The organism is Spiribacter salinus M19-40 (assembly GCF_000319575.2).
Taxonomy (GTDB): domain Bacteria; phylum Pseudomonadota; class Gammaproteobacteria; order Nitrococcales; family Nitrococcaceae; genus Spiribacter; species Spiribacter salinus.
The window spans coordinates 137,001-162,616 of record NC_021291.1 but is presented as its reverse complement, the minus strand read 5'-3'; the positions used below and the strand labels follow the sequence as shown (position 1 = coordinate 162,616).

At 61.4% G+C, this 25,616-nt stretch carries 26 protein-coding genes; 15 read left to right on the top strand and 11 right to left on the bottom strand.

Features of this window, described 5'->3' with window-relative positions; genetic code table 11:
• Positions 1 to 11 precede the first annotated feature (11 nt).
• The gene (gene hemH, locus SPISAL_RS00780) at positions 12 to 1,118 is read left to right on the top strand and encodes a ferrochelatase (RefSeq protein ID WP_016352564.1); all 1,107 of its coding nucleotides are present in this window, start codon (positions 12 to 14) and stop codon (positions 1,116 to 1,118) included.
• A 45-nt stretch (positions 1,119 to 1,163) separates the two neighbouring features.
• Here the strand turns inward: hemH and SPISAL_RS00775 are convergent, their stop codons facing one another.
• Genes SPISAL_RS00775 through SPISAL_RS00765 form a run of 3 tightly spaced genes read right to left on the bottom strand, consistent with a single transcriptional unit; the run spans position 1,164 to position 2,757 of the window.
• Positions 1,164 to 2,096 carry a sulfurtransferase gene (locus SPISAL_RS00775; RefSeq protein WP_016352563.1) on the bottom strand — a complete coding sequence of 311 codons (933 nt, stop codon included), beginning with the start codon at positions 2,094 to 2,096 and terminating at the stop codon, positions 1,164 to 1,166.
• A gap of 18 nt (positions 2,097 to 2,114) precedes the next feature.
• Complete coding sequence (locus SPISAL_RS00770) at positions 2,115 to 2,555, bottom strand: DsrE family protein (protein ID WP_016352562.1); 441 nt, start codon at positions 2,553 to 2,555, stop codon at positions 2,115 to 2,117.
• Positions 2,556 to 2,568: 13 nt separating this feature from the next.
• Positions 2,569 to 2,757, bottom strand: coding sequence for a YgaP family membrane protein (locus SPISAL_RS00765; RefSeq protein WP_016352561.1), 189 nt, complete (start codon positions 2,755 to 2,757; stop codon positions 2,569 to 2,571).
• 97 nt (positions 2,758 to 2,854) lie between these two features.
• Between SPISAL_RS00765 and SPISAL_RS00760 the strand changes: the two genes are divergently transcribed.
• The 7 genes from SPISAL_RS00760 to SPISAL_RS00730 all read left to right on the top strand — a co-directional run bounded on the left by SPISAL_RS00760 (position 2,855) and on the right by SPISAL_RS00730 (position 12,057).
• Positions 2,855 to 3,550 (top strand): Crp/Fnr family transcriptional regulator, encoded by a 696-nt coding sequence (locus tag SPISAL_RS00760; RefSeq protein WP_016352560.1) that lies wholly within the window; start codon positions 2,855 to 2,857, stop codon positions 3,548 to 3,550.
• Between the two features lie 19 nt (positions 3,551 to 3,569).
• Entirely contained in the window at positions 3,570 to 4,991 is a 1,422-nt protein-coding gene (locus SPISAL_RS00755) for a cytochrome ubiquinol oxidase subunit I (RefSeq protein ID WP_016352559.1), read from the top strand.
• Entirely contained in the window at positions 4,988 to 5,986 is a 999-nt protein-coding gene (gene cydB, locus SPISAL_RS00750; protein ID WP_222518975.1) for a cytochrome d ubiquinol oxidase subunit II, read from the top strand. The genes SPISAL_RS00755 and cydB overlap by 4 nt, the downstream gene beginning before the upstream one ends.
• 4 nt (positions 5,987 to 5,990) lie before the next feature.
• Positions 5,991 to 7,643: a thiol reductant ABC exporter subunit CydD gene (gene cydD / locus SPISAL_RS00745; protein WP_016352557.1), complete on the top strand. Its 1,653-nt coding sequence runs from the start codon at positions 5,991 to 5,993 to the stop codon at positions 7,641 to 7,643.
• On the top strand, positions 7,636 to 9,348 hold the full coding sequence (cydC, locus tag SPISAL_RS00740) for a thiol reductant ABC exporter subunit CydC (RefSeq protein ID WP_016352556.1): 1,713 nt from the start codon (positions 7,636 to 7,638) through the stop codon (positions 9,346 to 9,348). Before cydD ends, cydC begins: the two co-directional genes overlap by 8 nt.
• Positions 9,349 to 9,411: 63 nt before the next feature.
• Complete coding sequence (locus tag SPISAL_RS00735; protein ID WP_016352555.1) at positions 9,412 to 10,473, top strand: tartrate dehydrogenase; 1,062 nt, start codon at positions 9,412 to 9,414, stop codon at positions 10,471 to 10,473.
• Between the two features lie 21 nt (positions 10,474 to 10,494).
• Positions 10,495 to 12,057 carry a gamma-glutamyltransferase family protein gene (locus SPISAL_RS00730; RefSeq protein WP_016352554.1) on the top strand — a complete coding sequence of 521 codons (1,563 nt, stop codon included), beginning with the start codon at positions 10,495 to 10,497 and terminating at the stop codon, positions 12,055 to 12,057.
• 10 nt (positions 12,058 to 12,067) lie between these two features.
• Here SPISAL_RS00730 and mutM read toward each other — a convergent pair whose 3' ends face one another.
• The 3 genes from mutM to rpmB form a co-directional block, all read right to left on the bottom strand.
• Complete coding sequence (mutM, locus tag SPISAL_RS00725; RefSeq protein WP_016352553.1) at positions 12,068 to 12,886, bottom strand: bifunctional DNA-formamidopyrimidine glycosylase/DNA-(apurinic or apyrimidinic site) lyase; 819 nt, start codon at positions 12,884 to 12,886, stop codon at positions 12,068 to 12,070.
• Between the two features lie 83 nt (positions 12,887 to 12,969).
• Entirely contained in the window at positions 12,970 to 13,125 is a 156-nt protein-coding gene (gene rpmG / locus SPISAL_RS00720; protein WP_016352552.1) for a 50S ribosomal protein L33, read from the bottom strand.
• Positions 13,126 to 13,135: 10 nt separating this feature from the next.
• Positions 13,136 to 13,372: a 50S ribosomal protein L28 gene (gene rpmB / locus SPISAL_RS00715; protein ID WP_016352551.1), complete on the bottom strand. Its 237-nt coding sequence runs from the start codon at positions 13,370 to 13,372 to the stop codon at positions 13,136 to 13,138.
• A 158-nt stretch (positions 13,373 to 13,530) separates the two neighbouring features.
• On the opposite strand from rpmB, the gene SPISAL_RS00710 reads away from it, so the two are divergent.
• The 3 genes from SPISAL_RS00710 to SPISAL_RS00700 all read left to right on the top strand — a co-directional run bounded on the left by SPISAL_RS00710 (position 13,531) and on the right by SPISAL_RS00700 (position 16,561).
• A complete protein-coding gene (locus SPISAL_RS00710) occupies positions 13,531 to 14,463 on the top strand; it encodes a DnaJ C-terminal domain-containing protein (protein ID WP_016352550.1) in 933 nt (310 codons plus the stop codon).
• Between the two features lie 74 nt (positions 14,464 to 14,537).
• Positions 14,538 to 15,200, top strand: coding sequence for a protein-L-isoaspartate O-methyltransferase family protein (locus SPISAL_RS00705; RefSeq protein ID WP_016352549.1), 663 nt, complete (start codon positions 14,538 to 14,540; stop codon positions 15,198 to 15,200).
• An 8-nt stretch (positions 15,201 to 15,208) separates the two neighbouring features.
• The gene (locus tag SPISAL_RS00700) at positions 15,209 to 16,561 is read left to right on the top strand and encodes a TolC family outer membrane protein (protein WP_016352548.1); all 1,353 of its coding nucleotides are present in this window, start codon (positions 15,209 to 15,211) and stop codon (positions 16,559 to 16,561) included.
• On the opposite strand, the gene SPISAL_RS00695 is transcribed toward SPISAL_RS00700, so the two are convergent.
• Positions 16,558 to 17,802, bottom strand: coding sequence for a 3-deoxy-D-manno-octulosonic acid transferase (locus SPISAL_RS00695; RefSeq protein WP_016352547.1), 1,245 nt, complete (start codon positions 17,800 to 17,802; stop codon positions 16,558 to 16,560). The genes SPISAL_RS00700 and SPISAL_RS00695 overlap by 4 nt on opposite strands.
• A gap of 158 nt (positions 17,803 to 17,960) precedes the next feature.
• Between SPISAL_RS00695 and SPISAL_RS00690 the strand changes: the two genes are divergently transcribed.
• The 4 genes from SPISAL_RS00690 to SPISAL_RS08750 all read left to right on the top strand — a co-directional run bounded on the left by SPISAL_RS00690 (position 17,961) and on the right by SPISAL_RS08750 (position 21,257).
• Positions 17,961 to 18,599, top strand: a complete 639-nt coding sequence (locus SPISAL_RS00690) for a 3-deoxy-D-manno-octulosonic acid kinase (RefSeq protein ID WP_016352546.1) — start codon at positions 17,961 to 17,963, stop codon at positions 18,597 to 18,599.
• Positions 18,600 to 18,631: 32 nt separating this feature from the next.
• Complete coding sequence (locus SPISAL_RS00685) at positions 18,632 to 19,561, top strand: LpxL/LpxP family acyltransferase (protein ID WP_016352545.1); 930 nt, start codon at positions 18,632 to 18,634, stop codon at positions 19,559 to 19,561.
• Positions 19,562 to 19,586: 25 nt separating this feature from the next.
• The gene (locus SPISAL_RS00680) at positions 19,587 to 20,426 is read left to right on the top strand and encodes a glycosyltransferase family 2 protein (RefSeq protein WP_016352544.1); all 840 of its coding nucleotides are present in this window, start codon (positions 19,587 to 19,589) and stop codon (positions 20,424 to 20,426) included.
• 72 nt (positions 20,427 to 20,498) lie between these two features.
• Positions 20,499 to 21,257 carry a sulfotransferase family protein gene (locus SPISAL_RS08750; protein WP_081633189.1) on the top strand — a complete coding sequence of 253 codons (759 nt, stop codon included), beginning with the start codon at positions 20,499 to 20,501 and terminating at the stop codon, positions 21,255 to 21,257.
• Between the two features lie 79 nt (positions 21,258 to 21,336).
• On the opposite strand, the gene SPISAL_RS00675 is transcribed toward SPISAL_RS08750, so the two are convergent.
• The 4 genes from SPISAL_RS00675 to SPISAL_RS00660 form a co-directional block, all read right to left on the bottom strand.
• Positions 21,337 to 22,524, bottom strand: a complete 1,188-nt coding sequence (locus tag SPISAL_RS00675; protein WP_041389112.1) for an O-antigen ligase family protein — start codon at positions 22,522 to 22,524, stop codon at positions 21,337 to 21,339.
• 90 nt (positions 22,525 to 22,614) lie between these two features.
• Positions 22,615 to 23,490, bottom strand: a complete 876-nt coding sequence (locus SPISAL_RS00670; RefSeq protein WP_016352542.1) for a glycosyltransferase family 2 protein — start codon at positions 23,488 to 23,490, stop codon at positions 22,615 to 22,617.
• 7 nt (positions 23,491 to 23,497) lie between these two features.
• Entirely contained in the window at positions 23,498 to 24,712 is a 1,215-nt protein-coding gene (locus tag SPISAL_RS00665) for a glycosyltransferase (RefSeq protein ID WP_016352541.1), read from the bottom strand.
• A complete protein-coding gene (locus SPISAL_RS00660; protein ID WP_016352540.1) occupies positions 24,709 to 25,614 on the bottom strand; it encodes a glycosyltransferase family 2 protein in 906 nt (301 codons plus the stop codon). The genes SPISAL_RS00665 and SPISAL_RS00660 overlap by 4 nt, the downstream gene beginning before the upstream one ends.
• Positions 25,615 to 25,616: the final 2 nt, after the last annotated feature.

The window sequence follows — 25,616 nt, the reverse complement described above, 5'->3', positions numbered from 1 at the left end:
GAATGACTCTCATGCCCATGTTCAGCGCCAAATCCAACGCCCGTCACTACGATGTGCCGCGTCTCGGTGTCCTCGTCACCAACCTCGGCACGCCCGACGCGCCGACCACGCCGGCACTGCGGCGTTATCTAGCCGAGTTCCTGGGCGACCCCCGCGTTGTCGAGATCAACCGACCGCTGTGGTGGTTGCTGCTGCATGGCGTCATCCTGCGCACACGGCCGAAAAAGTCGGCCGCGGCGTATCGAGAGGTTTGGGAAGAGGGCGGCTCCCCGCTGCTGACCATTGGCAAAAAACAGGCCGAAGGCATTCGCCAGCGGCTGGAGAAAAAACTCGACGGTCCCGTGAGCGTTGAGCTTGCCATGCGCTACGGCAACCCATCCATTCGGGATGGCCTGCGCAAGCTCCGCGAAGAAGGCGCCGAGCGTATCCTCGTGCTACCGCTCTACCCGCAGTACTCCGCGACAACGGTGGGCTCCACCTATGACGCCGTCTTCGATGAGCTAAAGAAATGGCGCTTCATCCCCGAGCTCCGGTTGATCGGCCAGTATGCCGACGACCCGGATTACATCGAGGCGCTGGCGAACACCATCCGTGAGCACTGGCAGGCCCACGGTCAGGCCGAGAAGCTGCTCTTCTCCTTCCACGGCATGCCGCGGCGCTACCTGCTCAACGGCGATTTCTATCACTGCCAGTGCCAGAAGACCGCCCGACTGGTCGCCGAGCGCCTCGAGATGGCGGATGACGCCTGGCAGGTGACCTTCCAGTCACTGTTTGGCCGTGAGGTATGGCTGCAGCCTTACACGGATGAAACCGTGAAAGCGCATGCGGAATCGGGCATGAAAAAGCTTGACGTGATCTGTGCCGGCTTTTCGGCAGACTGCCTTGAAACCCTGGAAGAGATTGAGGGGGAGAACGCCGAGATCTTCGAGGAGAATGGCGGCGAGTCACTGCGCTACATCCGGGCACTCAATGATCGGGATGACCACCTCGACATGCTGGCGAATCTGGCCATGGATCACCTTCAGGGCTGGCCGGAAGCGAGCCCTGAGGTCAAGCGTAGCCGGCGTGACCCTCAAGCCACACTGGCACGCGCCAAAGCCATGGGCAGCGGCGAGTAAAAAAAGATAAAGGGCGGGCAAAGGCCCGCCCTTCAGGTCTGTGGCCTAGCGACCGATGATTAGCGACCGATCACCATCCAGCGTCCACTCATGCAATGACCCGTCGTACAGCGCCACGTCTGACATACCACCAATCTCGGACATGCCAAACCAGGCAAGTGACGAGACATGCCCGGAGTTGCAGTAGTCAATGATCGGCCCGTCGGTCAGCGGCAGCATGGCAGAGACAATATTCTGAACGGCCTCAGGCGAGCGCCAGTAAACAATGCCGTCGCGGGGAGCAACGAAGAGGTTAAAGGGCAGAGGCTCTGCCTCCGGCAAGTGCCCGCGGCCATCAACGTAATCCTTGCTCACCACCCCGGTGAACTGGGGCAGCGGGCGGTTATCCACCAGCGTGGCCGACGTCTCACCAGCGATTACCGCCTCAACTTCATCGGTGGTCGCCAGGAGATCATCCCGAGATTCCTCTGCAGAAAAGCTGCCACCGCCGGGAGAGGAGGCAGGCGACCGGGAAGTCTCACCACCAGCCACCGACCAGGCTGCTACGCCGCCGTTTAGGATGGCGACATCCTCATGGCCGTAGTAGCGCATCTGCCAGTAAAGCCGCGACGCCACGGTGGCATCCCCGTAGATCGCATCGCCCGCCGGGACGATAACCACCTGGTCGTCCGCATCAACCCCCAGGCCCTGCATCACGCCCTCGAAATCCGACGCGGAGGGGACGAGATAACGGATGCTGTCCTGCATGCCTGGCCGTTCGGTCAGAAACTCGCCCATTCCCACGAAAGGCGCACCGGCAATAAATCCGGTGTCCTCGTAGTTAGACGGCCGGCGCGAGGCGTTAATCACCACCACGTCATCCCGGTTTTCCAGCACCCACTGGGCGTCGACAACGGGACCGGGTTGGGCGATGACCAGGGCCGGCAAGGCAAGCGCCAGGCCGGCCAGGGCGTTGCGCGTCAAAGCGCTTATTCGCATATCACTGAGCTCCATGGGTTAAAACGAGAACAGGCGAACCGCCGGGTCTGCGACCAGTGCACCGATCGCTGGCGGCTCGGCGACAGCCACCCCGTCGACGAGATCAGACTCAGTGAACGCGCGATTGGGCAGGTAAATGGCACAGACATCCACAGTGACGCCATTGTTCACGAGGCGCTGGATCATCTGCGCCGGGCTGGCATCAGGCCCACGCAGTGTCTCGGATGCGTCCATCTCGGAGGTCACAGCCAGATCACCCGCACCGTCACACAGCAGCACCTGGGGCGTCGCCCCGTTCTGCTGCGCCTGCATCGTGAGGATCAGCGCCATGGCCTGAGTCTCATCCTCATCACTGGTCAGCAGCGTGAGCATGTCGGGATCATTCTGCGCCAGGGCGGGCACCGAGAAAGCCATAGCCAGCAGGCCAGCGAGGCAGCCGCGTAAGAATGAAGTGGTCATTGAATTGTCTCCTTTAACGCTTACAGGTATTCATGCCGAGTGCGCTGTATAGTGGGCAGTAGCTCACGACTGAGGTGGCGAGCGGGATGGCACCGATCCAGCCCCAGGCCATGCCCTCAACAAACACCGCCATGGCGATGAGTGTCAGACCGACGATGGCCCTGAGTGCCCGATCGAATGACCCAATATTCTGTTTGAACATCTTTTGGCTCCTCTGACGACGCGATTAATCGTCCTGGCAGTAAGCGCCCAACCGCACCTATCGATCAGTGAGGAAGTCACAGAACCGGAGGGCGATCATGGATAACAATGATCTGAATCAGGTTAAGGACACGAAGCAGGCGTACCATCCGGCGATGACGGGTTTGTCGGCGGCAACCCGTGAGCTGATTACACGCGAGGGGGTGTCAATGCAGTTGAGCGCCGGCACGCGGGTGTTCGGGCCCGGCGAGCCGTGCGAGGGACTGCCATTGGTCCTCTCCGGCGAAGTCCGGGTTCAGATGATGGGCGCTTCAGGGAACGAAATCGTCCTCTACCGGATCGAAGGGGGTGAGATGTGTCCACTGTCGCTATCGTGTCTATTGACTGCGGATAGCCATCAGTCGGAGGCCGTGGTTGAGCGTGATGCGGAGGTATTGCTCCTCTCACCCGGGCAAATCGAGCGCCTGATGGATCAGGAACCCGCATTCCGGCAAGGGCTGCTGGAAAGCTACGGTCGGCGGCTTCAGACGCTGATGCTGGTCATCGAAGAGGTGGCCTTCAAGCGCATGGACTACCGCCTCGCCGAGCGGCTTTTGCAGCGCCAACGGGACGGCCAGGTTAATGCCACGCACCAGGACCTGGCGGTAGAATTAGGCACTGCGCGGGAAGTGATCAGCCGCCTGCTCAAAGAATTCGAGCGCCGAGGGTCTGTCAGCCTCGAGCGCGGCTTGATTGAAATCCGTGATGCCGAAACACTCCAAGGCATCATGGCACGCGACAACGAACAACGCTGAATGCTGAGAGGCAGCCACCATGGAACTTGATCCACTTCTCCTGTCGAGAATCCAGTTCGCCTTTGTGGTGTCGTTCCACGCCATCTTCCCGGTGTTTACCATCGGACTGGCGTCGTACGTCGCCCTGCTGGAAGGCCTGCACTTCAAGACGGGCAACCCCGCCTGGGCGAAGCTCTCGCGCTTCTGGACCAAGGTCTTTGCCGTGGCATTTGGCATGGGTGTGGTCTCCGGCATCGTCATGTCATTCCAGTTCGGGACGAACTGGAGCAACTTCTCCCAGGCGTCTGCGAACTTCCTCGGGCCCGTTCTGAGCTACGAGGTGGTGACCGCGTTCTTCCTGGAAGCGGCCTTCCTCGGCGTGCTGCTGTTCGGTCGCGATAAAGTCCCGCGGGGAACGCATCTGTTCGCCGCCTTGATGGTGGCCGTCGGCACGTTTATCTCGGCGTTCTGGATCCTGGCCGCTAACAGCTGGATGCACACGCCGGCGGGTGTTGAATTCCAGGATGGCATGCTCCATGTCCGCAGCTGGACTGAGGCGATTTTCAACCCGTCATTCCCGTACCGATTCGCTCACATGGCCGTGGCCAGCTTCCTGACGGGCAGCTTCGTGGTGGCCGGTGTCAGTGCCTGGTATCTGCTTAAAGGCCACATGGTTGAAGCCAACCGCAAGGCGTTGTCCATGTGCCTGTGGATGATTCTGATTCTGGCGCCCGCCCAGGCGGTGATCGGTGACTTCCATGGCCTGAACACGCTGGAGTATCAGCCGACCAAGGTCGCGGCGATGGAGGGCAACTGGGAGCGTCAGGCTGGCGCACCGTTACTGCTGTTCGCGCTGCCGGATCAAGAGGCTCAAACCAACCGGTTTGAGGTCGGCATCCCGAACCTGGCGAGCATCATTCTTACGAAAAGTGCAGATGGTGTGGTCCCCGGCATTACAGAGGCCGCCGTCGATGAGCAGCCACCGGTGGCCATCGTCTTCTGGACCTTCCGCATTATGGTTGGCCTGGGCTTTGCCATGATCGCCTTCGGGATCTGGGGCCTGGTGCTGCGCCTGCGCGGCAAACTGTATCGCCCCGGCTTGTTCCACCGGGCCCTGCCCTTGATGATCGCCGCGCCCTTTATCGCGGTGGTGGCCGGCTGGTTCACGACCGAGTCTGGCCGCGCACCCTGGTTGGTGTACGGCATGATCAGCTTCAGTGAGGGGCTCACGCCGTCGCTGAGTGGGGCTATGGCGCTCACAAGCCTGATTGGCTACATGCTTGTTTATGCCGTGGTGTACACCGCGGGTGGCTATTACATGTGGCAGCTGGTCAAGGGCGGCATGGACGATGCCGAGCCCGGCGCCGATGAGGTCGGTGCCCATCCGAAGCGGCCCATGTCCGCCGGCGGGCCCATTGGCGACGCCTCGCCCGCCGCCCCCACCGGGAGGGATTGGACATGATTGACTACACCATGATTTGGGCGGTGATCATTGCCTTTGGCGTGATCATGTATGTCCTGCTCGACGGCTTCGATCTGGGGGTGGGCATCCTCTATCCGTTTGCCCCCAACGAGGACAGCCGCGATGTGATGATGAATACCGTCGCCCCGTTCTGGGACGGTAACGAAACTTGGCTGGTACTGGGTGGCGCCGGATTGCTCGGCGCCTTCCCCCTGGTCTACTCCGTTCTGCTGCCCGCGCTGTATCTTGGCGTGTTTCTGTTGCTCGCCGGGCTGATTTTCCGGGGCGTGGCCTTCGAGTTCCGATTCAAGGCGGCACCCGCCCAAAAGCGCTACTGGAGCATCTCGTTTGCGATTGGATCCGCGGTCGCTGCGCTCGCCCAGGGCATTGTGGTCGGAGCCTACATCCAGGGCTTTGAGACCGAGAACTTCGCCTATGTCGGCGGCGCCTTCGATTGGCTGACCCCGTTTAGCGTGCTGACGGGCATCGGTCTCGTGCTGGGTTATGCCCTGCTCGGTAGCACCTGGATCATCATGAAAACCGAAGGCGAGGTGCAGGAGTGGGCCTACCGCATAGCCCCGAAACTGCTGGCCGGCGTGCTCGGGGTATTCGTCATCATCAGCTTCTGGACGCCGCTGGTGGATGAGTTCGTGCGGGATCGGTGGTTCAGCAATCTCTTCGTGATCTGGCTGCTCCCCGCTGGCGCGCTGGGCTGCGCCTACCTGATCCTGCAAGCGATCAATCGCCGCAACGAGGGCATCCCCTTTGTCGCTACAATGGGGCTATTCGTCTTCACGTACCTGGGGCTCCTGGCCAGCAAATGGCCGTATGTGGTGCCGCCCGATTACACGCTGTATGACGCGGCCTCAGCCCGCGAATCCCAGGCCTTCCTGCTGATCGGCGTCCTGTTCGTCGTTCCGGTGGTTCTCGCCTATACCGCCTGGACCTACTGGGTCTTCCGCGGCAAGGTTCGCCTCGGCGAGGGTTACCACTAACCTGATGACACCCAAAGTCTGGCTCGCCCGGGAAACCCGGGCGGTTGCCGGCGGGTTGCGCCTGGCAGCGCTCTACGGGGTCCTTGAAGGGCTGCTGATCATCGCCCAGGCCGGGCTCATTGCTTGGCTCGTGCATCAGGTGATCATGCGCGAGCAAATGCTGGCGAGCCTTGCGATGCCCGCCGGGCTGCTTTTCCTGGTGGTCCTGCTTCGACCGGTGTTTCAGATCCTGCGTGCCCGTACCGCCATTGCCGCAGCGGCCACCGTCCAGGGACGGGTTCGCGAGCGGCTGCTCGGGCGCGCCGAGGCCCTCGGCCCCACCGGACTCGCCACGCGGGACACGGGTGAGCTCGCCAGCCAGCTAACGGATCAGGTCAACGCCCTGGAGGGGTACTACGCGCGCTATCTACCGCAGATGACCGTGGCCACGCTCGTCCCGCTTGCAATTGTCATCGCGGCCTTCACCCAGGACTGGATCGCCGCCGGTTTTCTGCTGCTCTCCGCACCCTTGATACCGCTGTTCATGGCGTTGGTCGGCATGGGTGCGGAGCGCTTGAACCGAGACCAGTTCGAGGCCCTGGGGCGGCTGTCCGGGCAGTTCCTGGATTGCGTCCGCGGGCTGACGACATTGCAGCTGTTCGGCCGGATCCCGGGCGCCACACGCGGCATCATCGCCGGATCAGACGAATACCGTGAACGCAGCATGCGGGTCCTGCGGGTCGCCTTCCTGTCCTCGGCGGTGCTGGAGTTCTTTGCCTCCGTCGCCATTGCGGTGGTGGCCATTTACGTCGGCTTCGGGCTGCTTGGCTATATCGAATACGGCCCCGCCTCCGCACTGACCCTCTTCAGCGGGCTGTTCGTCCTACTGCTCGCCCCGGAATTCTTCCAGCCTCTGCGCACACTGGCCCAGCATTATCACGACCGCGCCACGGCGCTTGGTGCCGCTGAACTACTCGCCGATTTCGAATCCGAGGACGTGGCCGTCAGCAACGCCACGCAAACCCTGGCGCACAACGCGCCCACACTCACGGCCGAGTCCGTCGAGCTGGCGCGGCCGGGGCGTGGCACGGTCCTCCGGGTCCCCTCGCTCACCGCGACGGCCGGCGAGCGGGTCCTCATCGAAGGCCCTTCCGGCAGTGGCAAAACCACCTTGCTGCTCGCCCTGGCGGGCATGCTTCAGCCCTCGACAGGTCACATTGTGCGGGCACTGCCGGACACCCGCATCGGCTGGCTCGGCGCGCCGGCATTTCTGGCCAGCGCCAGCTTGCGAGAGAACATCGGCCTGGGCGACCCAACGGCCGAGGCGCCCGCCATTGAAGCGGCGGCCAGGCGCGCCGGCGTCAGCGATTTCGCCGACCAGCTCCCCGATGGCCTCGACACCCATGTGGGCGAGCGGGGTCTGGGCCTGTCCGGTGGACAAGCGCAGCGCGTGGCCCTTGCCCGCGCGTTTGTCTCACCGGCTTCGCTGATCCTGCTCGACGAGCCCACCGCTGCACTCGATGCCGAGACAGAGACCTTCGTCATCCGTGGATTGGCGGAGCTTGCAGCGGAGGGCCGCATCATTCTGATCGCCAGCCACGACACCGCACTGCGATCCATTGCCGAGCGCCGGTATGTCATCCGTGACGGTGTTCTGGAGAGGGTGACCCATGCATGAGCTGATGCCCTATCTGCGCATGCTTCGGCCCTATCGGGGCCGGCTGATGGTCGGTGCCGCACTGATGCTCGCCACCGCCGCTGCAGGCATTGGTCTGCTCGCGCTCTCGGGCTGGTTCATCACCGCCACCGCAGTGACCGGTGCGCTGCTTGCGGCCGGTGTCGCCGCCCGACTCGATATTTACGTCCCAGGCGGCGGGATTCGGGCATTTGCCGTCACGCGCACAGTCGCCCGCTATTTCGAGCGCATCTTCAACCACGATGTTGTCCTGCGGCTGCTTCGGGACCTGCGTGGGCGCGTGTTTGCCCAACTCGCCGCACTGCCACCCATGGCGATGACCCGACTGCGCAGTGGTGAGCTTCTCAACCGGCTCACCACCGATATCGACCGGCTGGACGGGCTGTATCTTCGCGGCCTTGCCCCCCCGTTGATTGCGGCCTTGGCGCTGATGATCAGCGCCGCCCTCCTCGCTATTGGTAGCCCAGCGATTGCCCTGCTGACCCTCTTGCTGCTGGGCGGCATCGGCGCCTTGATTGCGCATCGCGCGTGGCATCAGGGACGGGCGCTTACGCAGGCCCTGGCCCAGGCCGGTGCGGATTTGCGCGCCAATCTGCTCGACCACCTCCGCGGGCTGGCCGAGCTCAAGGCCTTCGGCAGTCTTGACCACCACCAGGCCCGCGTCATGGCATTCGACCGCCGCGAGCGGGCGCATGAGGCGCGCCTGGCGCAGTCCATCGCCACCGGCGAGGCCGTGCTTCATGGCGCCGTACAAACCGTGGCCGTCGCCGTCTTACTGGCTGCGCTCACGCTCTACAGCTCAGGGGCCATCAGCGGGCCGGTGGCCGTCATGATGCCGCTTGCGGTGCTCGCACTGCTTGAGCCCCTGGGTGTCCTACCCGGTGCCGGCCTGCACATGGCCCGCGCCCGCGCCTCGGCCGAGCGACTGGATGCCGAGCACAACACGGCAACGTCAACGGCGACCGATCACTCAACGAGCGCCAGCGGGGAACCCACGGTCCCGCCCGCCTTCACGCATCACGCCGCGCCGGCCATCGAAATGCACCACGTCAGCCTGATTCGTGGGGCCGGCGCCCGGGTGCTGGCGGACCTGGACCTGACCATCGCCGCGGGCGAGCACCTTGGCATCGTTGGCGTATCCGGTGGCGGGAAATCCAGCCTGGCTGCGCTACTGAGCGCCCAGCTCGCGCCTGATAGCGGCACGATCCACATTGATGGCGTGCCCATCGCGCACCAGGACCGCGAGACCCTCCATGCGCATCTGGGCTATCTGACCCAGCAAACCGATTGTTTCAGCGGCACCGTCGCAAGCAACCTGCGGCTAGCCGATCCGGATGCAGACGACGGCCGCCTCTGGAGCGTTCTGGAAGCGCTTGCCCTGGCACCCTTTGTCCGGGCCCAGCCGGATGGACTGGACACCTGGATCGGTGAGTCGGGCGTTCAGCTCTCTGGCGGTCAGGCCCGGCGTATCGCCCTCGGCCGGCTCCTGCTGCGCAACCCATCGCTGGTCATCCTCGACGAGCCGCTGAGCGGCCTGGATGAGGACACCAGCGAACAGGTTCGGATTCATCTGGAGCGTTGGCTCAAGGGCCGGACCACCCTCATCCTCGGCCACAACACACAGGCCCTGCCCGCCGTTGACCGCCGGCTGCGCCTGCGCGCAGGGCAACTCCACCCCGCGGATTAGTGCCGGGCCCCCGGCCTTCCGGTAACATGCCCGCTTTCTGTTGGCTCAGGTTAGGGGACGGTCATGACCCATCGCATCGCGCTTATTCCCGGTGACGGAATCGGACTGGAAGTTACCCCCGCCGGGGTGCGCTGCCTTGAGGCACTCGCCCAACGCCCCGGCCTCAATTTCGATTTCACGGAATTCCCGTACTCCTGCGAGTACTACGCCCGTCACGGCACGATGATGCCGGAGGATGGCATTGAGCAGCTGCGCGGTCATGACGCGATCCTGCTGGGCGCCGTCGGCTATCCCGGCGTGCCTGATCATGTCTCGCTGTGGGGGTTGCTGCTGCCCATCCGGCGGGAGTTTCAGCAATACGTCAACCTGCGCCCCGTACGGCTGCTCCGGGGCCTGACCTCGGCGCTCCGCGACCGTGGACCGGAGGACATCAACTACCTGGTGGTTCGGGAGAACAACGAAGGCGAGTACTCCGAGATTGGCGGGCGCCTCTACGACGGACTGCCCGAAGCAATGGCCGTGCAGGCCACCGTGATCACCCGCAAGGGCAGCGAGCGCATTCTTGATTATGCCTTCCGCACCGCCCAGTCACGGCCCCGCCGGCGCCTGGCCTATGCCACGAAATCGAACGGCATCAAGCACAGCATGCCCTTTTGGGATGAGCAGGTGGCGGCGATGGCCCCGCAGTATCCGGACATTGCAGTAGAGCAATATCACGTGGACATCCTGGCCGCGAACCTCGTTACTCATCCCGACTGGTTCGATGTGGTGGTCGGCACCAATCTGTTCGGCGATATTCTCTCGGACCTGGGCCCAGCCACCGCAGGCGGCATTGGCGTCGCGCCCTCGGCCAACATCAACCCCGATCCGGCGATCCCGTCCATGTTCGAACCGGTCCACGGCTCAGCCCCGGATATCGCCGGGCAGAACATCGCCAACCCGATCGCCATGATCTGGACGGTGGTGATGATGCTCGAGGACCTGGGTGAGCAATCGGCCGCTGATGATCTGATGGGCGCGCTCGAGGCCGTGACCGGTGAGGGCAAGGTCCTGACCCGTGATCTGGGTGGCAACGCCGGCACCACGGAATTCACTGACCGCGTTATCGCGGAGTTGACAGGCTAGTCGTTTCAAATTGCCCCTGCGATGATTACCGCGCCACATCACCTGGCCACCGAAGCGGGGCGGGATGTCCTGCGCGAGGGGGGCACAGCAGTCGAGGCCATGGTCACGGCCGCCGCCGTTATTGCAGTGGTCTATCCGCATATGAATGCGATCGGTGGCGACGGCTTCTGGCTGCTCGGCGAGACCGAGCAACGCCCTGTGGGCATCGATGCCTGCGGCCCCGCCGCAGGACTAGCCAGTCGCGACTGGTACCACGCCCAGGGCCTGACAACGATTCCGGCTCGCGGGCCGCTCGCTGCCCTCACCGTCCCCGGTGCGATTGGCGGCTGGGCCGCTGCGCTCGCCCAACCCAACGCCCGCAGCAAACCGATCCCTCTGGCGCGCCTGCTGGCGCCCGCTGTCGCGCTGGCACGGGAAGGCGTGCCCACCACCGCAGGACAGGAAGAAGTGACCCGTCAGAAGCTCGAGGGCCTGCAGGACATCCCCGGGTTTGCAGAGACCTTTTTGCACCAAAACCTGGCCGTCCCTCAGCGCGGGGAGCGGCTTGTCCAGCGGCGTCTGGGCGACACGCTGGAGCAGCTTGGTCGAGCCGGGCTAACGGATTTCTACCAGGGCGACGTGGCCCGGAGCCTCGCCCGCGATCTTGAGGCGCTTGGAAGCCCCCTGCGACTGGATGATCTCATCCAGTACGCACCCCGCGTGCTCGATCCGCTCTCGATCACAAGCCGGGACACCCAGCTCTACAACATGCCGCCACCCACCCAGGGGATTGCCTCACTCATGATCCTGGGCGTCTTTGATCGCCTGCAGGTCCCCGAGGGTGAGGGCTTTGCCCATATCCACGGGCTCATCGAGGCCACCAAGCAGGCCTTCCGAGTACGGGATGCCGAGGTCACCGATCCCGACTGGATGCGCACCCCAGCAACCGATCTGCTCGACGCCCGGCATCTGGATGCTGCAGCCGCCGCCATCGATCCGCAGCGGGCGGCGCCCTGGCCGCATCCGGGTACGCCCGGTGACACCGTCTGGATGGGCGCAATCGATGCCAACGGCCAAGCGGTCAGCTTCATACAGTCGATCTACTGGGAGTTCGGCGCCGGCGTTGTGCTGCCCGAAACCGGCGTATTGATGCAAAACCGCGGAATGAGCTTTGGACTCACCCCAAACCACCCGCAGGCACTCGAACCCGGACGGCGCCCCTTCCACACGCTCAACCCCGCCATGGCCACGTTCGCGGACGGCCGCCACATGGTCTACGGCACCATGGGTGGTGAGGGCCAGCCGCAGACGCAAGCGGCCATATTCACCCGCCACGCGCGCTTTGGTATGCCGCTGCAAGACGCAGTGAACGCGCCACGCTGGCTCCTCGGTCGGACTTGGGGCGAGTCCACCACCGGCCTCAAGGTAGAGTCACGACTGTCAGCGTCGCTCATCGACGCGCTCAGTGATGCCGGTCATCCTGTAGAGGTAGTTGAGCCGCTGGACAGCATGATGGGCCATGCCGGCGCCATCGTTAGGCACCCCAATGGCGTACTGGAAGGCGCCAGCGACCCGCGCAGCGACGGCGCCGTCGCCACGGTCTAGCTCGAAAGCCCTAACGCTGGCAGCGGGGACAGTAAACCGTGGCCCGCTGACCCAGACGGATGCTGCGCAGGGCTCGGCCACAGGCCCGACAGGGCTCACCCCCTCGGCCATAGACAGCCAGCGTCTGGGCGAAGTACCCGGGCAACCCATCCGTGCGTGAGAAATCCCGCAAGGTGGTACCCCCTGCCTCAATGGCCTCGGCCAGTACCGCCTTAATCTCATTCACCAGTCGGTCATAACGGGCTCGTGCAATCCGCCCCGCCGCTCGGGCCGGATGAATGCCGGCCCGGTACAACGCCTCGGTGGCATAGATGTTGCCGACGCCCACCACAACGTGGCTGTCCATGATTACGGATTTGATGGGCGCTCGACGGCCTTGACCGACACGATGCAGCAAGGCGCCGGTGAACGCCGCGGACAGGGGCTCGGGGCCCAGAGAGGCCAATAGGGGATGCGCGTCAGTGGGGCCTTCGATGGCGTGCAGGCTGCCGAAGCGCCTTGGGTCGTTGAATCGCAGGATGGCGCCATCATCCAGGCAAAAATCCACATGATCATGGGGCTTGACTGGCTGCCGGGCCGAGACCACGCGCATGTGGCCTGACATGCCCAGATGCAATAACAGATTGAGGTCGCCTTCAAGGGCGAAGATCAGGTACTTGCCACGCCGGCCCACCGACGCGATGCCCCGTCCGGCCGCTTGTGCCGGCAGCGACTCGGCTACGAGCCAACGCAGCCGTGGCTCGCGCACCTTCAGGCGCACAAGCGCACGCCCGACACAGTGCGGGGCCAGACCGCGACGTGTGGTCTCCACCTCGGGGAGCTCGGGCATGGGCAAGAACCTCCGGTTGATCCAGACACAAAAAAGCCCGCACGCAGGCGGGCTTTTTCAGGCCAGTCCGTGTGCGGTTTGGCCTACTTGATCTTGGCTTCCTTGTAGATCACGTGCTTGCGGGCCACGGGATCATACTTTCGGAACTCGAGCTTGTGCGGCGTGTTCCGGCGGTTCTTATCGGTCGTGTAGAAATGACCGGTGCCAGCGCTTGAGACGAGCTTGATCTTGTCACGCATGATGGCCTCCTCAGACCTTTTCGCCGCGACCGCGCAGGTCAGTGATCACCTGCTCGATACCGACTTTGTCGATGATCCGCATGCCCTTGCTCGAGACACGCAACCGCACCCAACGGCTCTCGCTATCCAGCCAGAAACGGTGATAGCGCAGATTGGGCAGAAAGCGACGCCGCGTCTTGTTGTTCGCGTGCGATACGTTGTTTCCGGTCATCGGCCGCTTGCCGGTGACCTGACAGACCTTGGCCATCAGGGCCTCCCGAATGCTGTTTCTGATTGAGTGAGTTGACTCACCCTCAGGAAGATCGCGTGTTATACCAGCCCACCCTTTTCGCTGCAAGCCACCCCGGACCCTGGCGCACCCCGAATCACGTTGAAAACGCGTGCTTTAGGCCTCATAACACCGGTATGGAATTTCAGGACTATTACAAGACACTCGGCGTTCAATCCGACGCCTCGAGCGATGAGATCAAGAAGGCCTATCGCCGACTGGCCCGGAAGTACCACCCGGACGTCAGCGAGCAGGCCGACGCCGAACAGCGCTTCAAGCAGGTCGCCGAGGCCTACGAGGTGCTGAAAGACCCCGAGAAGCGCAAGCTCTACGACCAGCTTGGCGAGAACTGGCAGGCCGGCCAGGACTTCCAGCCACCGCCAGGTTACGAATCCTACACCGGCGGCGCAGGCGGCCGTGCCGGTGCCGGTGCCGGCCCCGGCGCCAATGCCGATTTCAGCGACTTTTTCGAACACCTCTTCGGCGGTGGTTTCCGCGGTGGCTTTGGCGGCGGGCGCACGCGCAAAGGCCGCGACCAGACCGCACGACTGACCATCGATCTGCAGGACGCCTACGACGGGGCAACGCGTACGGTGGAGCTCACTGATCCAGCGACCGGACAACCGCGCACGCTGCGTGTCAAGATCCCGGCGGGCGTCACCAACGGTCAACAGATCCGGCTCAAGGGTCAGGGAGAGACACCCCCGGGCGGCGGCTCGCGGGGTGATCTGCTCATCGAGGTCCATCTCCGGGCGCATCGGCAGTTTCATTTGCGCGGGCGGGATATTCACCTCGATCTGCCGGTCTCACCCTGGGAAGCCGCGCTGGGTAGCCAGGTTGAGGTCCCGACACTGGCCGGCCCCGTGGATCTTCGGATACCGGCGAACAGCCAGACGGGTCAACGCCTGCGGCTGCGCGGCCGTGGGCTTCCCGGCGAACCGCGGGGCGATCAGTATGTTGAGGTCAAGATCACCAACCCACCGGCGGAGGACGAACAAGCCAAAGCCGCCTTCGAATCACTGTCAGCGCAGTTCGACTTCAACCCGCGCGCTGCGCTGTCACGGAACTGATTGACGACCCGCGCGCCTTGTCGGTCCACGGGAAACGCCTTAACCTTCGGACGGGCGAAACACAGGAACAAGCAATGACTGACGTGGATCTGGCAAGCGCGCGGGAAAACATGGTCGGACAGCAGCTCCGGACCTGGGAGGTCTTGAACGAGCGCGTCCTCGATATCCTCGAGCGCATCCCGCGTGAGCATTTCACGCCGAGCGCCTACGCCAACTTGGCCTATGCCGATATGCAAATCCCCCTGGGCGAGGGCGAGGTGATGCTCGAGCCAAAGGTCGAAGGCCGGCTGATGCAGGCACTCGACCCTCACCCCCACGAGCGCGTCCTCGAGATTGGTACCGGCTCCGGCTATCTCGCCGCCTGTCTGGCGCAGATGGCAAGCCATGTCACCAGCGTTGAGTTGCACCCGGCATTCAGCGAGAACGCCCAAAAAACCCTCGATCGGGAGGGCGTGCGCAATGTCCATCTCGAGACGGGGGATGCGGCGCGTGGATGGGATGATGGCCGCCAATACGATGTTATCGCCGTGACCGGGTCGCTGCCCGAGCTTCACGAGGGCTTTCATCGGGCACTGACGCCCGGCGGACGGCTGTTCGTCATTCATGGCAAACCGCCCATCATGGAGGCCCTGCTCATTACCCGCGTGGGTGAAGACCAGTGGTCGCGCGAGAGCTTATTCGACACCAGTGCCCCACCGCTTGCCGGGGCACCGGTTACCCGTACTTTCTCCCTTTGAGGCCCCTGATGCGTCACAACATCCGACTTCACCGCCCACTCGCCCTGCTGATCACCATAGGCCTCGCCAGCGCGCCGTTGGGCGTTAGCGCCGAAGACACGCTGATCGAGATCTACGATCGGGCGCGGCAGAGCGATCCGCAATTCCAGCAGGCCATCGCTGACCGTCGGGCCCGTGAAGAGGCGCTGCCCCAGGCGCGGGCGGGCCTGCGACCCGATGTATCGCTGAGCTCGCGGTACACGACCCGGGACACCGACAGCGACATCGGGACAACGACGGGCAGCGAAGAGGAGGACTATCGCCAGCTCAGTTACGGCGTCGAACTCACCCAGCCGCTCTACCGGTTCTCGCAGGCACGCAGTGTAGATCGGGCCGATGCGCTGGTTGAACAGGCGCGAGCAGATTTCGCCTCCGCTGAGCAGGCACTCATCATTCGCACCGCCGAACGGTATTTCTCGGTGCTCGACGCACGGGAGTCAGTGGACGCAGCGGCGGCAAATCTCGAAGCCATCGAGCGCCAGCTTGAACAGGCCGAACAACGCTTCGAGGTCGGGGTCATCGCTCGTACCGACGTGGAAGAAGCGCGCGCCCAGGCTGATCTCGCCCGCGCTGAACTCTTGCAGGCCGAGGATGACTTTGAAACCGAGCGTGAGCGACTGCGCGAACTAACCGATCGGGCACCCGCTCGACTTCGCCAAGTGCGCGAGGGTGTCGAGCTGAACGCACCATCCCCCAACGATCCTGACGCCTGGCGCGGGCGGGCTGAGGACGAGAACCGCGACCTCGCCGCCGCACGTTTCGCCGCCGAAGCGGCAATGGAAGGCGTCGACGTCGAGCGGGGTGGCCGCTTCCCCCAGATCGACCTCATCGCTGGCTATGACGGCCTGGAACAATACGACCGTGACGGCCAGGATCGTAGCTCCGAAGAGTACAGCGCAGGCATTCAGCTCAACTTACCCCTGTATCAGGGTGGCGGTGTCTCATCCAGCATTCGTGAGGCGCAATTCCGCTACACCGAAGCCCGTGAGGCGCTGGAAGAGGCCCGGCGTACGGTTACCCGGAATGCGGCGGACGCCTATCGTGGTGTCGAAACCGCCCTCGAGCGCGTGCGTGCACTGGAGCAAGCCCGCATCTCGACCCAGGCCGCACTCGATGCCACCGAAGCCGGCTTTGAGGTGGGCACACGCACCATCGTTGATGTGTTGAATGCCCAGCGCGAAGTGTTTAATGCCGAGCGGGATTATCAGCAGGCACGTCACGCCTACCTGGTGAATACGCTGCGCCTGCAACAGGCGGCAGGTGCCCTGTCCGCCGAAGACTTGCGGGGCGTAGACACGCTGCTCGGCAACGGAAACGGCTAATTCAGCAGCTCCCCGATAGCCGCTAACGTATGATCTGCGGCCCCTCGGTGGGCGCTCACAACCTGCCGGGCGGCCTCGCCAGCGCGCTGACGGGCCACTTCATCAGTGAACAAGCCTGTCAGCGCCTGGCCCAACGCCGGGCCATCGGCCACCTGCTGCCGACCGCCAGCCTGCCCTAGAAGCGTATCCACTGCCTGGAAATTCGTGACCGCCGGGCCCATGAGCACCGGCAGTCCGAGTGCAGCAGGCTCCAGCGGGTTGTGTCCGCCGACCGGCACCCAACTGCCGCCGACAAACGCCACATCTGCCGCTGCCAGAAACATGACCAATTCGCCGAGCGTGTCCGCGTACAGGATCTGGGTGTCAGGTGTGACGACCTCGCCGAGTGACCGCTGGGCGACGACGGCCCCCGTGGGGCGCTCACCGCGCTGCGGATGACGTGGCACCAGGATTAACAGGGCGTCCGGGCAGGTCTCGCGTAGCAGTGCGTGGGCTGTCAGCACGCCGTCCTGCTCTCCCTCGCGGACGCTTGCGGCCACCCACACCGGCCGGCCGGGACCGATGCGCCTGCGAAGCGCCTGACCCGCTGAGATCTGCGTCTCATCAAGGGCCTGATCAAACTTGAGATTACCCGCCACCTGAATCCGCTCAGCCGGGATACCCAATTGAACCAGTCGCGCCTGATCCGCCGATGTCTGGGCCAGCACGCACCGCACGCCCTCAAGCGCTCGGGGCATGAGTTCGCCCAAGCGCTGGTAGCGCACGAGGCTGCGCTCGCTGAGCCTGGCATTCACCAGCACAACCGGCACTTGCGCCTTAGCCAGGGCCAGCAATCGATTCGGCCAGAGCTCAAGCTCCACAAAAACACCGGCACACGGACGCCAGTGCGCCATAAACCGCTCCACCGCTCCGGGGGTATCCAGCGGCGGATAGGCAATGGCCACCCCATCGTCACAGGCCTGCTCGAGTGCCGCACGACCACCCGGCGTATTTGTTGTAACCAGCAACGCGTGCCCCGCACGCTGCAGACCTTCAATGATGGGGACCACCGCACGCACTTCGCCCACGGAGGCAGCATGGACCCAAATGCGCCCTCCCATACCACTGAGCGGCTCACCCAGCGCCAAGCGCTCCCGCAAGCCGGCTCGGTAATTCACCTCCCGGCGCCCCCGCCACCACAGATACGCAAGCACCATGGGCACGGAAAGCCGTGTTAAAAAGCGATAGCCTGTCGGGGTCATGGCAAACGCGTGACCCGGCTACGATGGGTGATACCCTCCGGCACAAGCCAAGCCTCGGTAATAGGGTGAGTGGGCAACACTTGAAGCACGATTTCGACGTCCAACATCAAGGATCTGAATACCTTATCAGGCCTGCTCAGTCGTCGCCGCCGGAATGGATGGGCAAGATCTTCAATCCTGAAGCGCTTGCATCCGAAGGGCTGATCGAGGGACGCGCCAGCGGCAGAGCCAGTGCCTGGTTTTTTCGACTCGATCGCCACCCCCTGGTATTGCGGCACTACTGCCGAGGCGGTGCCGTCGCACACATCAGCCGTGACCGGTATCTCTGGCGCGGACTTAAGACGACGCGGGCTTGGCATGAGATCAAGGTGCTCACTGCGTTACAGCGCCTGGACTTGCCCGTGCCAGCCCCCATTGGCGCCCGGGTCGTGCGGCATGGCCTGACCTATACGGCCGATATCGTGATGCGCCGCATCGAGTCCAGCCAGACACTCGCTGACCTGGCGGTCACGCACCACCACACGGACGGGCTGCCCTGGGCAAGCATTGGCAGGACCATACGACGTTTTCATGACCAAGGCGTCGGGCATGCCGACCTCAACATAAGAAACATCCTGATCGACGAGGCAGGTTGCATCTGGCTGATTGACTGGGACCGTGGCGAGCTCCAGGCCTCTGCCCGTTTTCAGGCGCGCAGTTTGGTTCGTCTGCAACGCTCAATCGGCAAAGAGCCCGCGCTGCGTGAGGCGGGGGCCCAAGGGTTTGCGGCATTAATGCACGCCTACGGCGAGTCCTGATTGCAGAACCGCTTTTATGGAATACTTCTAGCGTGACCAGTGGCAACCCCCAATCCTTCATGCGTCTGCGCTACACAGGTCAGTGGCTTACCATCGGGTTTCTATGGCTACTGAGCCGCCTGCCGCCGCAGCGCGCTTTTTCAGTGTGTGAGCGCGCTGGCCGCCGCCTCTCACCCCTTCTGCGGCGGCGCCAACGCATTGCGCGTCACAACCTACAGGTGTGCTTCCCGGAGAAAACGCGCCAGGAACGCGAGGCACTCCTGGCCGCGAATAGCCGTTATGTCGGCAGAGCACTGGCTGAAATTGCGTTGGCCTGGTTCGGGGGTAAAAAGGTGGAAGATATCCCCTGCATCATCCGCGGACAGCACCATCTTGACGAAGCGCGAGCCGGGAATCGCCCGGTTATTTTGCTCGGTGGGCACTTCTTATGCCTTGAGTTAATCGCCCGTTTGCTCGGCCGGAATATGGATCTGGCGGTCATCTACAAACCGATCCGCAAACAGCCGCTTCTGGACCAAACGATGGTGCAGAGTCGCAACAGCATCCCCGTGGAGACCCTCTCGCGCTATGATCTGCGCGCTATCATTAAAACGCTCAAGCGCGGCACGCCAGTTTGGTACGCGGGTGACCAGGACTATGGAACGCGGAGCAGTGTTTTCGTCCCGTTCATGGGCGTTCCTGCCGCCACGGTGACCGGCCTCACCCGCTTGACGGCGCTCGCACAAGCCCAGGTCGTTCCGATTTTTTTTAACGTTAACGACGCGGGGGATGGCTACGAGGTCACTTTCAAGCCCGCGCTCGAGGGCTTCCCGACCGGTTCAGACACGCGGGACGCCCAATGGATGAATGGCATTATTGAGCAAGGAATACGCGCGAAGCCCGAGCAGTATCTATGGGCACACCGGCGTTTCAAAAATCGACCGCCCGGGGAGCCATCGGTTTACCCGCGCTCAATCAAATAACGATCAGATTTAACGGGTTGCCTGAATGAAGCTCTCCGTCATCATGACCACCTATAACTCCCCCGAATGGCTGGCAAAAGTCTTGTGGGGGTACAGTGTCCAGCGTCACAAGGACTTTGAGATCATCATCGGCGATGACGGATCGACGGAAGCGACGCGTGAGCTGATTGACACGCTGCGCCAGGAAACGGGCCTGCGCATTAAACATGTCTGGCAACCCGATCAGGGTTTCCGAAAATGCCGCATCCTGAATCAATCCATCCTGGAAGCCGACGCTGAGTACATTGTCTTCACCGACGGCGACTGTATACCGCGACCAGATTTTCTCACCGTTCACGCCAATGAGGCGAGGCCCGGCCGGTACCTGTCGGGCGGGTACCACAAGCTCCCACCCCGGACCAGCGCAGCCATTGCAAAACCCGACATCATCAGCGGCCAATGTTTCGACCTCGCTTGGCTAAAAGCGAACGGCCTGCCGAGCAGTTACAAAAACGCCAAACTCACCGCAGGCCCAGTAACCGCTCGCCTCTACAACGCACTGACGCCAACCAAGTGTAATTTCAAAGGCTCCAACGGCTCGGCGTGGCGCTCGGACATTATGGCCACCAACGGGTTTGATGAGCGCATGGCCTGGGGCGGCCTCGACAGAGAATTCGGGGTTCGCTTGGCGAACTATGGGGTTAAACCAAAACATGTGCGCTACAACGCCATCGTGCTGCATCTACACCATGAACGGGGCTACTCCGACCCGCAGACCGTCGCGGCCAACAAAGCCATGCGTCAGCGCACCGAAAGCCATAAAATCGTCCGAACGGACTATGGCATTTCCCAGCTTGATGACGCCCAAGAGAACACCGAAAAGTAGGGGATTTTGCATGCAGCCCGAAACTTGGACCCCATTAATCTGCTTATCCACTAGGGAGCGGAGCCACTGCTAATGGATAAGCCATTGATACTGATTGGCGGAATGCCCCGCTCGGGAACAACACTTCTTAGCCGGCTCACATCAGAAGCGCTTAATGTACCATTTGCGCCAGAGACCCATTACTTTACTGCGGCCTACGATAAACATGGAACCCTTTGTTGGAACCAACTGCCAGACGCAGTAAAAGAAAACCCCAAACTCGCAGCTGCCTATCGAGAAATTCGCGACCAGCCAAAAGGGCGCCCCGCATTCCGCAAATTGCTCAGTTGCCTAATTGGTGATAGCGATATAATTGGTGAAAAAACACCAGCGCACCTCACTGTTTTCTCAGATCTTTTAAAAAATGACTCCAAAATCTATTGTGTAGTAATAGTTCGCGATTTCTTTGATGTGATAGAATCGCTCAGTAATGTCCCATGGAACTCAAGACCCTGGCCGCGCAATCTTATTCGCTGCATAAAATATTGGCGCAAAACATATCAATTAAAACGCCAGCATCCTCAAAAGTGCACAGTGATCAGGTATCGCGATTTATGCGAGAAAACAAACGAAATAACGGACCTTATTTCCACAAGATTGCCGGAAGGTAAAGGGAAAAGCATGCGGAGCGAGCTATTTGATCCAGAGAAAGAACACTGGAAACGTAACGCATCGCAAGCACCCTCAAAACGCTCTCATCCTGTCAATATCAGAACGTTGCCTCGGTTTATTTTGGCACGGATCTGCTTCATCGCCTGCACCAAAATTCGACCAATAGAATTTGATCAATAACGATTGTGCCCAAAAGAGGATTTCCCTAGGTTTTTATTCAAAATTATTTTTATGACTTTCTACGGATAGAACTGCGGGTCTAAATCTCACTTCTCCTGCACCAAAACCACACGAACAAAACAGGTACCCAAATCGTCAACCAATGCGTTTTCACTGAATAGATGACGCCCTGACCGGATGTTAGCCCAAGGAGGAAAACCAGAATCAAAACACCCAGCAGGGATAGCTTGATATTCCGGCTGCTGGGGCATCGCCAGATGTTGAATAAAACAAGCCCCGCCAAGGTGCACAAGAACCCCAGGCCGACCAGCCCTGTCTCCACCAGGGTACCGATCAGCATACTGTGCGGGTGCCCAGCCGGGATGCCATTCGGCACCCAGTACTGCTCAAATGCAGGCACGTGCCATTTCTCGGTACCCAAACCAAAGCCAAGCAGCCATGAATCCGGCGGGTAGGCCAAATAGCCCCACCACAAATCAAGCCGGTAAGAGGAACCGCGACTAATCAGGCCCTCAATGTAACGCTGCAATGGCCATTCGCCGGCAACCATCGCGAACGCAACGACCAAAACAAGGGCGAGCAGAGCAGCCCGCACCACGTAATGCCTCAACCGTGTTTCAAAACTGAAGGCGTAGACGCCATAGACGGCCATCGCCAACATGGGGCCGCGACTTTTCGAAAAGAAGATCACGCAGGCCACCACGGCCACCGTCAGAATCAGCAGCGAGCGATCAAAAAAACGCCGACGCTGCGCCTGGTCCAGCTTTAGTAGAAGGCTTCCCAGAACCAGCAGTGTTAACAGGACCGACCCCGTGTGAATCGGGTTATGGAGACCGCCAAGCCCGGATAGCCGAGCCTGATCCTGTTCGAAGGTCAAGAACTTGATGATGGCCAGTAGACCCGCGGCCGATGTGAGCGCCAAGAGAAATCGCCCCCACCAGCCTGGCGCCTCGACAACCTTTGGCATCCACATCCAGAGTGCGAGCAAGAAAAAGGAGAGCTCCACCGTCCATCGCAGCGCCCTGAGGTGACCCGACATTGGCCCAAGCCCGATCAGGAAGGTCGAGAAAGCCGCGTAAAAGAGAAATAGTGCGGCCACTCGGAAGAGTGGGTCATCAAAGACATACCTAAGGCGGCCGACAAGCAACGTCATCAGCACAACGGGCGCGATGACGACATGGAAAAATGCCTTGTATAACTCTTGGTGCGGCCCGACGAGCGCAAGACATAGCCAGATAACGAACAGGGCCGATATCTTGTTATCCACCCTGTCAGCGGCGCGACAGGCCCGGGCGCGCAACGCCTGCCCGCGCGAAGGAAGCGTCTCGGTTGCTCTAGAACCCATCGCGGTAATGGCCTATTTCAGCCGGGCTTGAAGGGACCGAATCCACATTCTGGCCTTTCGCTCAACCGCACGCCCGCCATAACGCCCCTTTGAGGCATGCCTTAGACGATAGACTCCCTGGACGGGGACAGCCGTGCCCGATGACTGTAGCAACCACCGATACACCCGGTCCTCATGACATTTCGCGAATTTCTCCGCTGGCGCTTGCAACACCCGAATATCACGGCAATAGCCGACGGCTCGGCATACATCACCATGGGTGATCTGGAAGGGGCCGGTCGCCTTGCTCAAAGGTCGTGGCGCGAACTCGGCCGGATCAACATCCTGCAGCTGCAGTGGCGCAGCATCACGCCGGATAAGCGGTGATTCGTCCCCCAGCAAGTCGGTCGCATGCTCTCTCTCTGGATAGACAAGCGTATCCCGCCGACCCTGCAGCGCATGCGCCAGCGAATCGAAGCAACCCTGGCGAAACATCACATCGCAATCCGTAAACCAGACCCAGTCCGCTTTCGTCTCGAGCGCCGCCCTGTTCCTACCGATACCCCGGCGAAATAACGCGTTTTTGGGCACGCTCTGCCAGTTCCAGCTGACGCCAGGCACCTGATATTGATCGAAGTAGTCGAGGACTTGAACGGTCTCACGATCCTCCGGGCTAAAAAACACCGTTACGGTAATATCCGCGTCCCGCGGTGGGAAAAGCACCAGCGAGCTCAGTTGATAAGCTAAAAAGTGCGAGTACGCCCAACAGTGGGTGACCACCTCGATCCGCAATCGGCCCGAGCGCGCTGCCCTCTCTGTGCCTGCGGGAACCGTCGGCCCAAACAAAGACGGGGGCAACAGGCCCGATGCGGCCAGCCGGAAGAAAGCGATTTGGGCCGATGTCATCATGGCGAACCTATCCACTCGTAACCAGGCGCTGAACGACGTCATAAAATCGCGCCGCAATCTTTTCTGGCCGGTAATGACTCAGCTGATCGAAGTTGTCCGCGAGTGCTTCGTAACGTCGATTGTTCACCCAATCGATGAGCGCCTCGGACAAGCCCTCTGGCGTTGCTTCAAAATAGTCAACGACCCCTTCCATCGGCTCAGGCACACGATACCGGGCAGTTACCAGACAGGGCTTGCGTGCCTGCAGCAGGTCATTCTCCAAGCCCGACATCTTGCTCTTCCCGTAAATCTCCTGGTATTGCCGGTACCGTGTTTCGATGTGGATCGGGGCAAGCAGGAAGTCCACCTCTGCCATTTGTTTTTCAAATTCTGGCGCCGGGACATGGCTTTGGTACGAAACCAACTCGAACATCGGTGACTCAAGCCCCCTGAAGGACTGAACAACCTGCAAAGCCTGCTTGTCGGACGCACGGCCCAGAAGGACGAGCCTCAATGGGTGATCCATTTTTTGAAGCGACCGCTCAATAGCCTTCCGAACCAAGCCATAGTCTTTCTTATTTTTTGTCACCTGTCCGGTAATCGCGATCGTGACCCTTTCGCGGGTGCTACCCGACCGATGTTGTCTCGGCTCGCTCAGATAACCAAACGGCAGCACGGGCGCTGCGATTTTTTGATCCGCCACAAAACCCTTGCTTTGTACATATTCTGTGATGGGCTCGTTGGGGAGCATCAGATAATCGACCGTTTCGAAAAATTCGGCGCGATCTCGATATTCATTCCCAATGACGGACTTTCTTATGAGATGGCTGGCGAGGGCCGGGAGCCGCGTCATTGGCCGATAAAACGACGCGATTGGTGCCAGGTCCCCATGGACGTTATGCACCCGAACCATAGACAACGTGCTTGCGGTCGCCGAACTCAAATCCTTCCAGAACGCGCGGACGGTATTGAAGTAGACCAGATCTGCGGAGGCGAGGACCGGTCTGGCTTGAGCGATAAACTCACGCATGGTCTGCGTTGCATGCTTGCATCGCGTGGTCACATTTGCGTAGACCGCCGGCGGCAAGTAGACGCGGTCTAATACCTCCGGCACGGTAAGCAGCGTCACCCGAAACCGCGCATGGCTAAGGACGGTTAATAAGTTCTGAATGACATCGCTGTGGTAATGCAGCTCGACAACCACCATATGGATGTCGCGTTGTTCATCACTCGAAGGACTCACAGGCGCTTCCTCAGAGCTAGTTCCACGTTATTCAGCATCTTGAGGAATCGCGCTTTCTGCAACGGATGGTATCGCCAGGGTTTTATCACTGCCTGCGTCGAGATCGTCAAAAAGTCTTCTGCAATCGGCAGATCACTTGAGGGCCTGCGCTTGAACGCCTCAGACTCCGCGTCATCCATTGTTTTAAACGGGTGCAGGCCAACGGCCCTGATCTGCTCTGCTAAGCGCAATGCAAGCGTCTTGCGTTTGCCACGATAAACCGGGACCTCAGGCAACCACATCACAAAGGGGGCATGCAGATACGCCATCTTTTCAAAGACACCCATGGCCTGCTGGTCGTTAGCCGGCTCAGACCGTGAAAATCTCCACTCATGCTCGTTCAATCGGGATGGCTTGGCGATCAATATCGCAGAGAAGTAAGTCCCCGCACTTTGTTTGGTCTGCCCTCGTCGATAGGTCCTGGTCGCGCTCTGATAGTTCAGGCTCTTCTGATCCCGTGATCGGTTGATGCCGCGCAAAAACGCCGGATGCACAAAGCCCAGGCGCTGATCACTCTCGAATAAACCGTTTATCTCAGCAAGCTCTTCTGGACTGACCGATCTGACAACTTGCGTGTCATCCTGCACGAAGCAAACCAGATCGTACGACTGCGCATAATCCAAAGCCGATTGCATGTTGTCGTAAAGGCCACCGACCTTGCGCGATGACACACTACCTGGCTGAATCACGGGCACTTTCTGTGAGAGCCGCTCCAGTATCGCCACGGTCTCGCCATCGTTACTGGCGTCATCAAATATCGCTATATCAGCGAAAGGCACGCAGGCTTCGAGAGACTCAATGCAGTTTTCCAGAAAACGGCCCCGATTGTAGGAAAACACGCAAAAAAGACAGCGAGGATTCATAG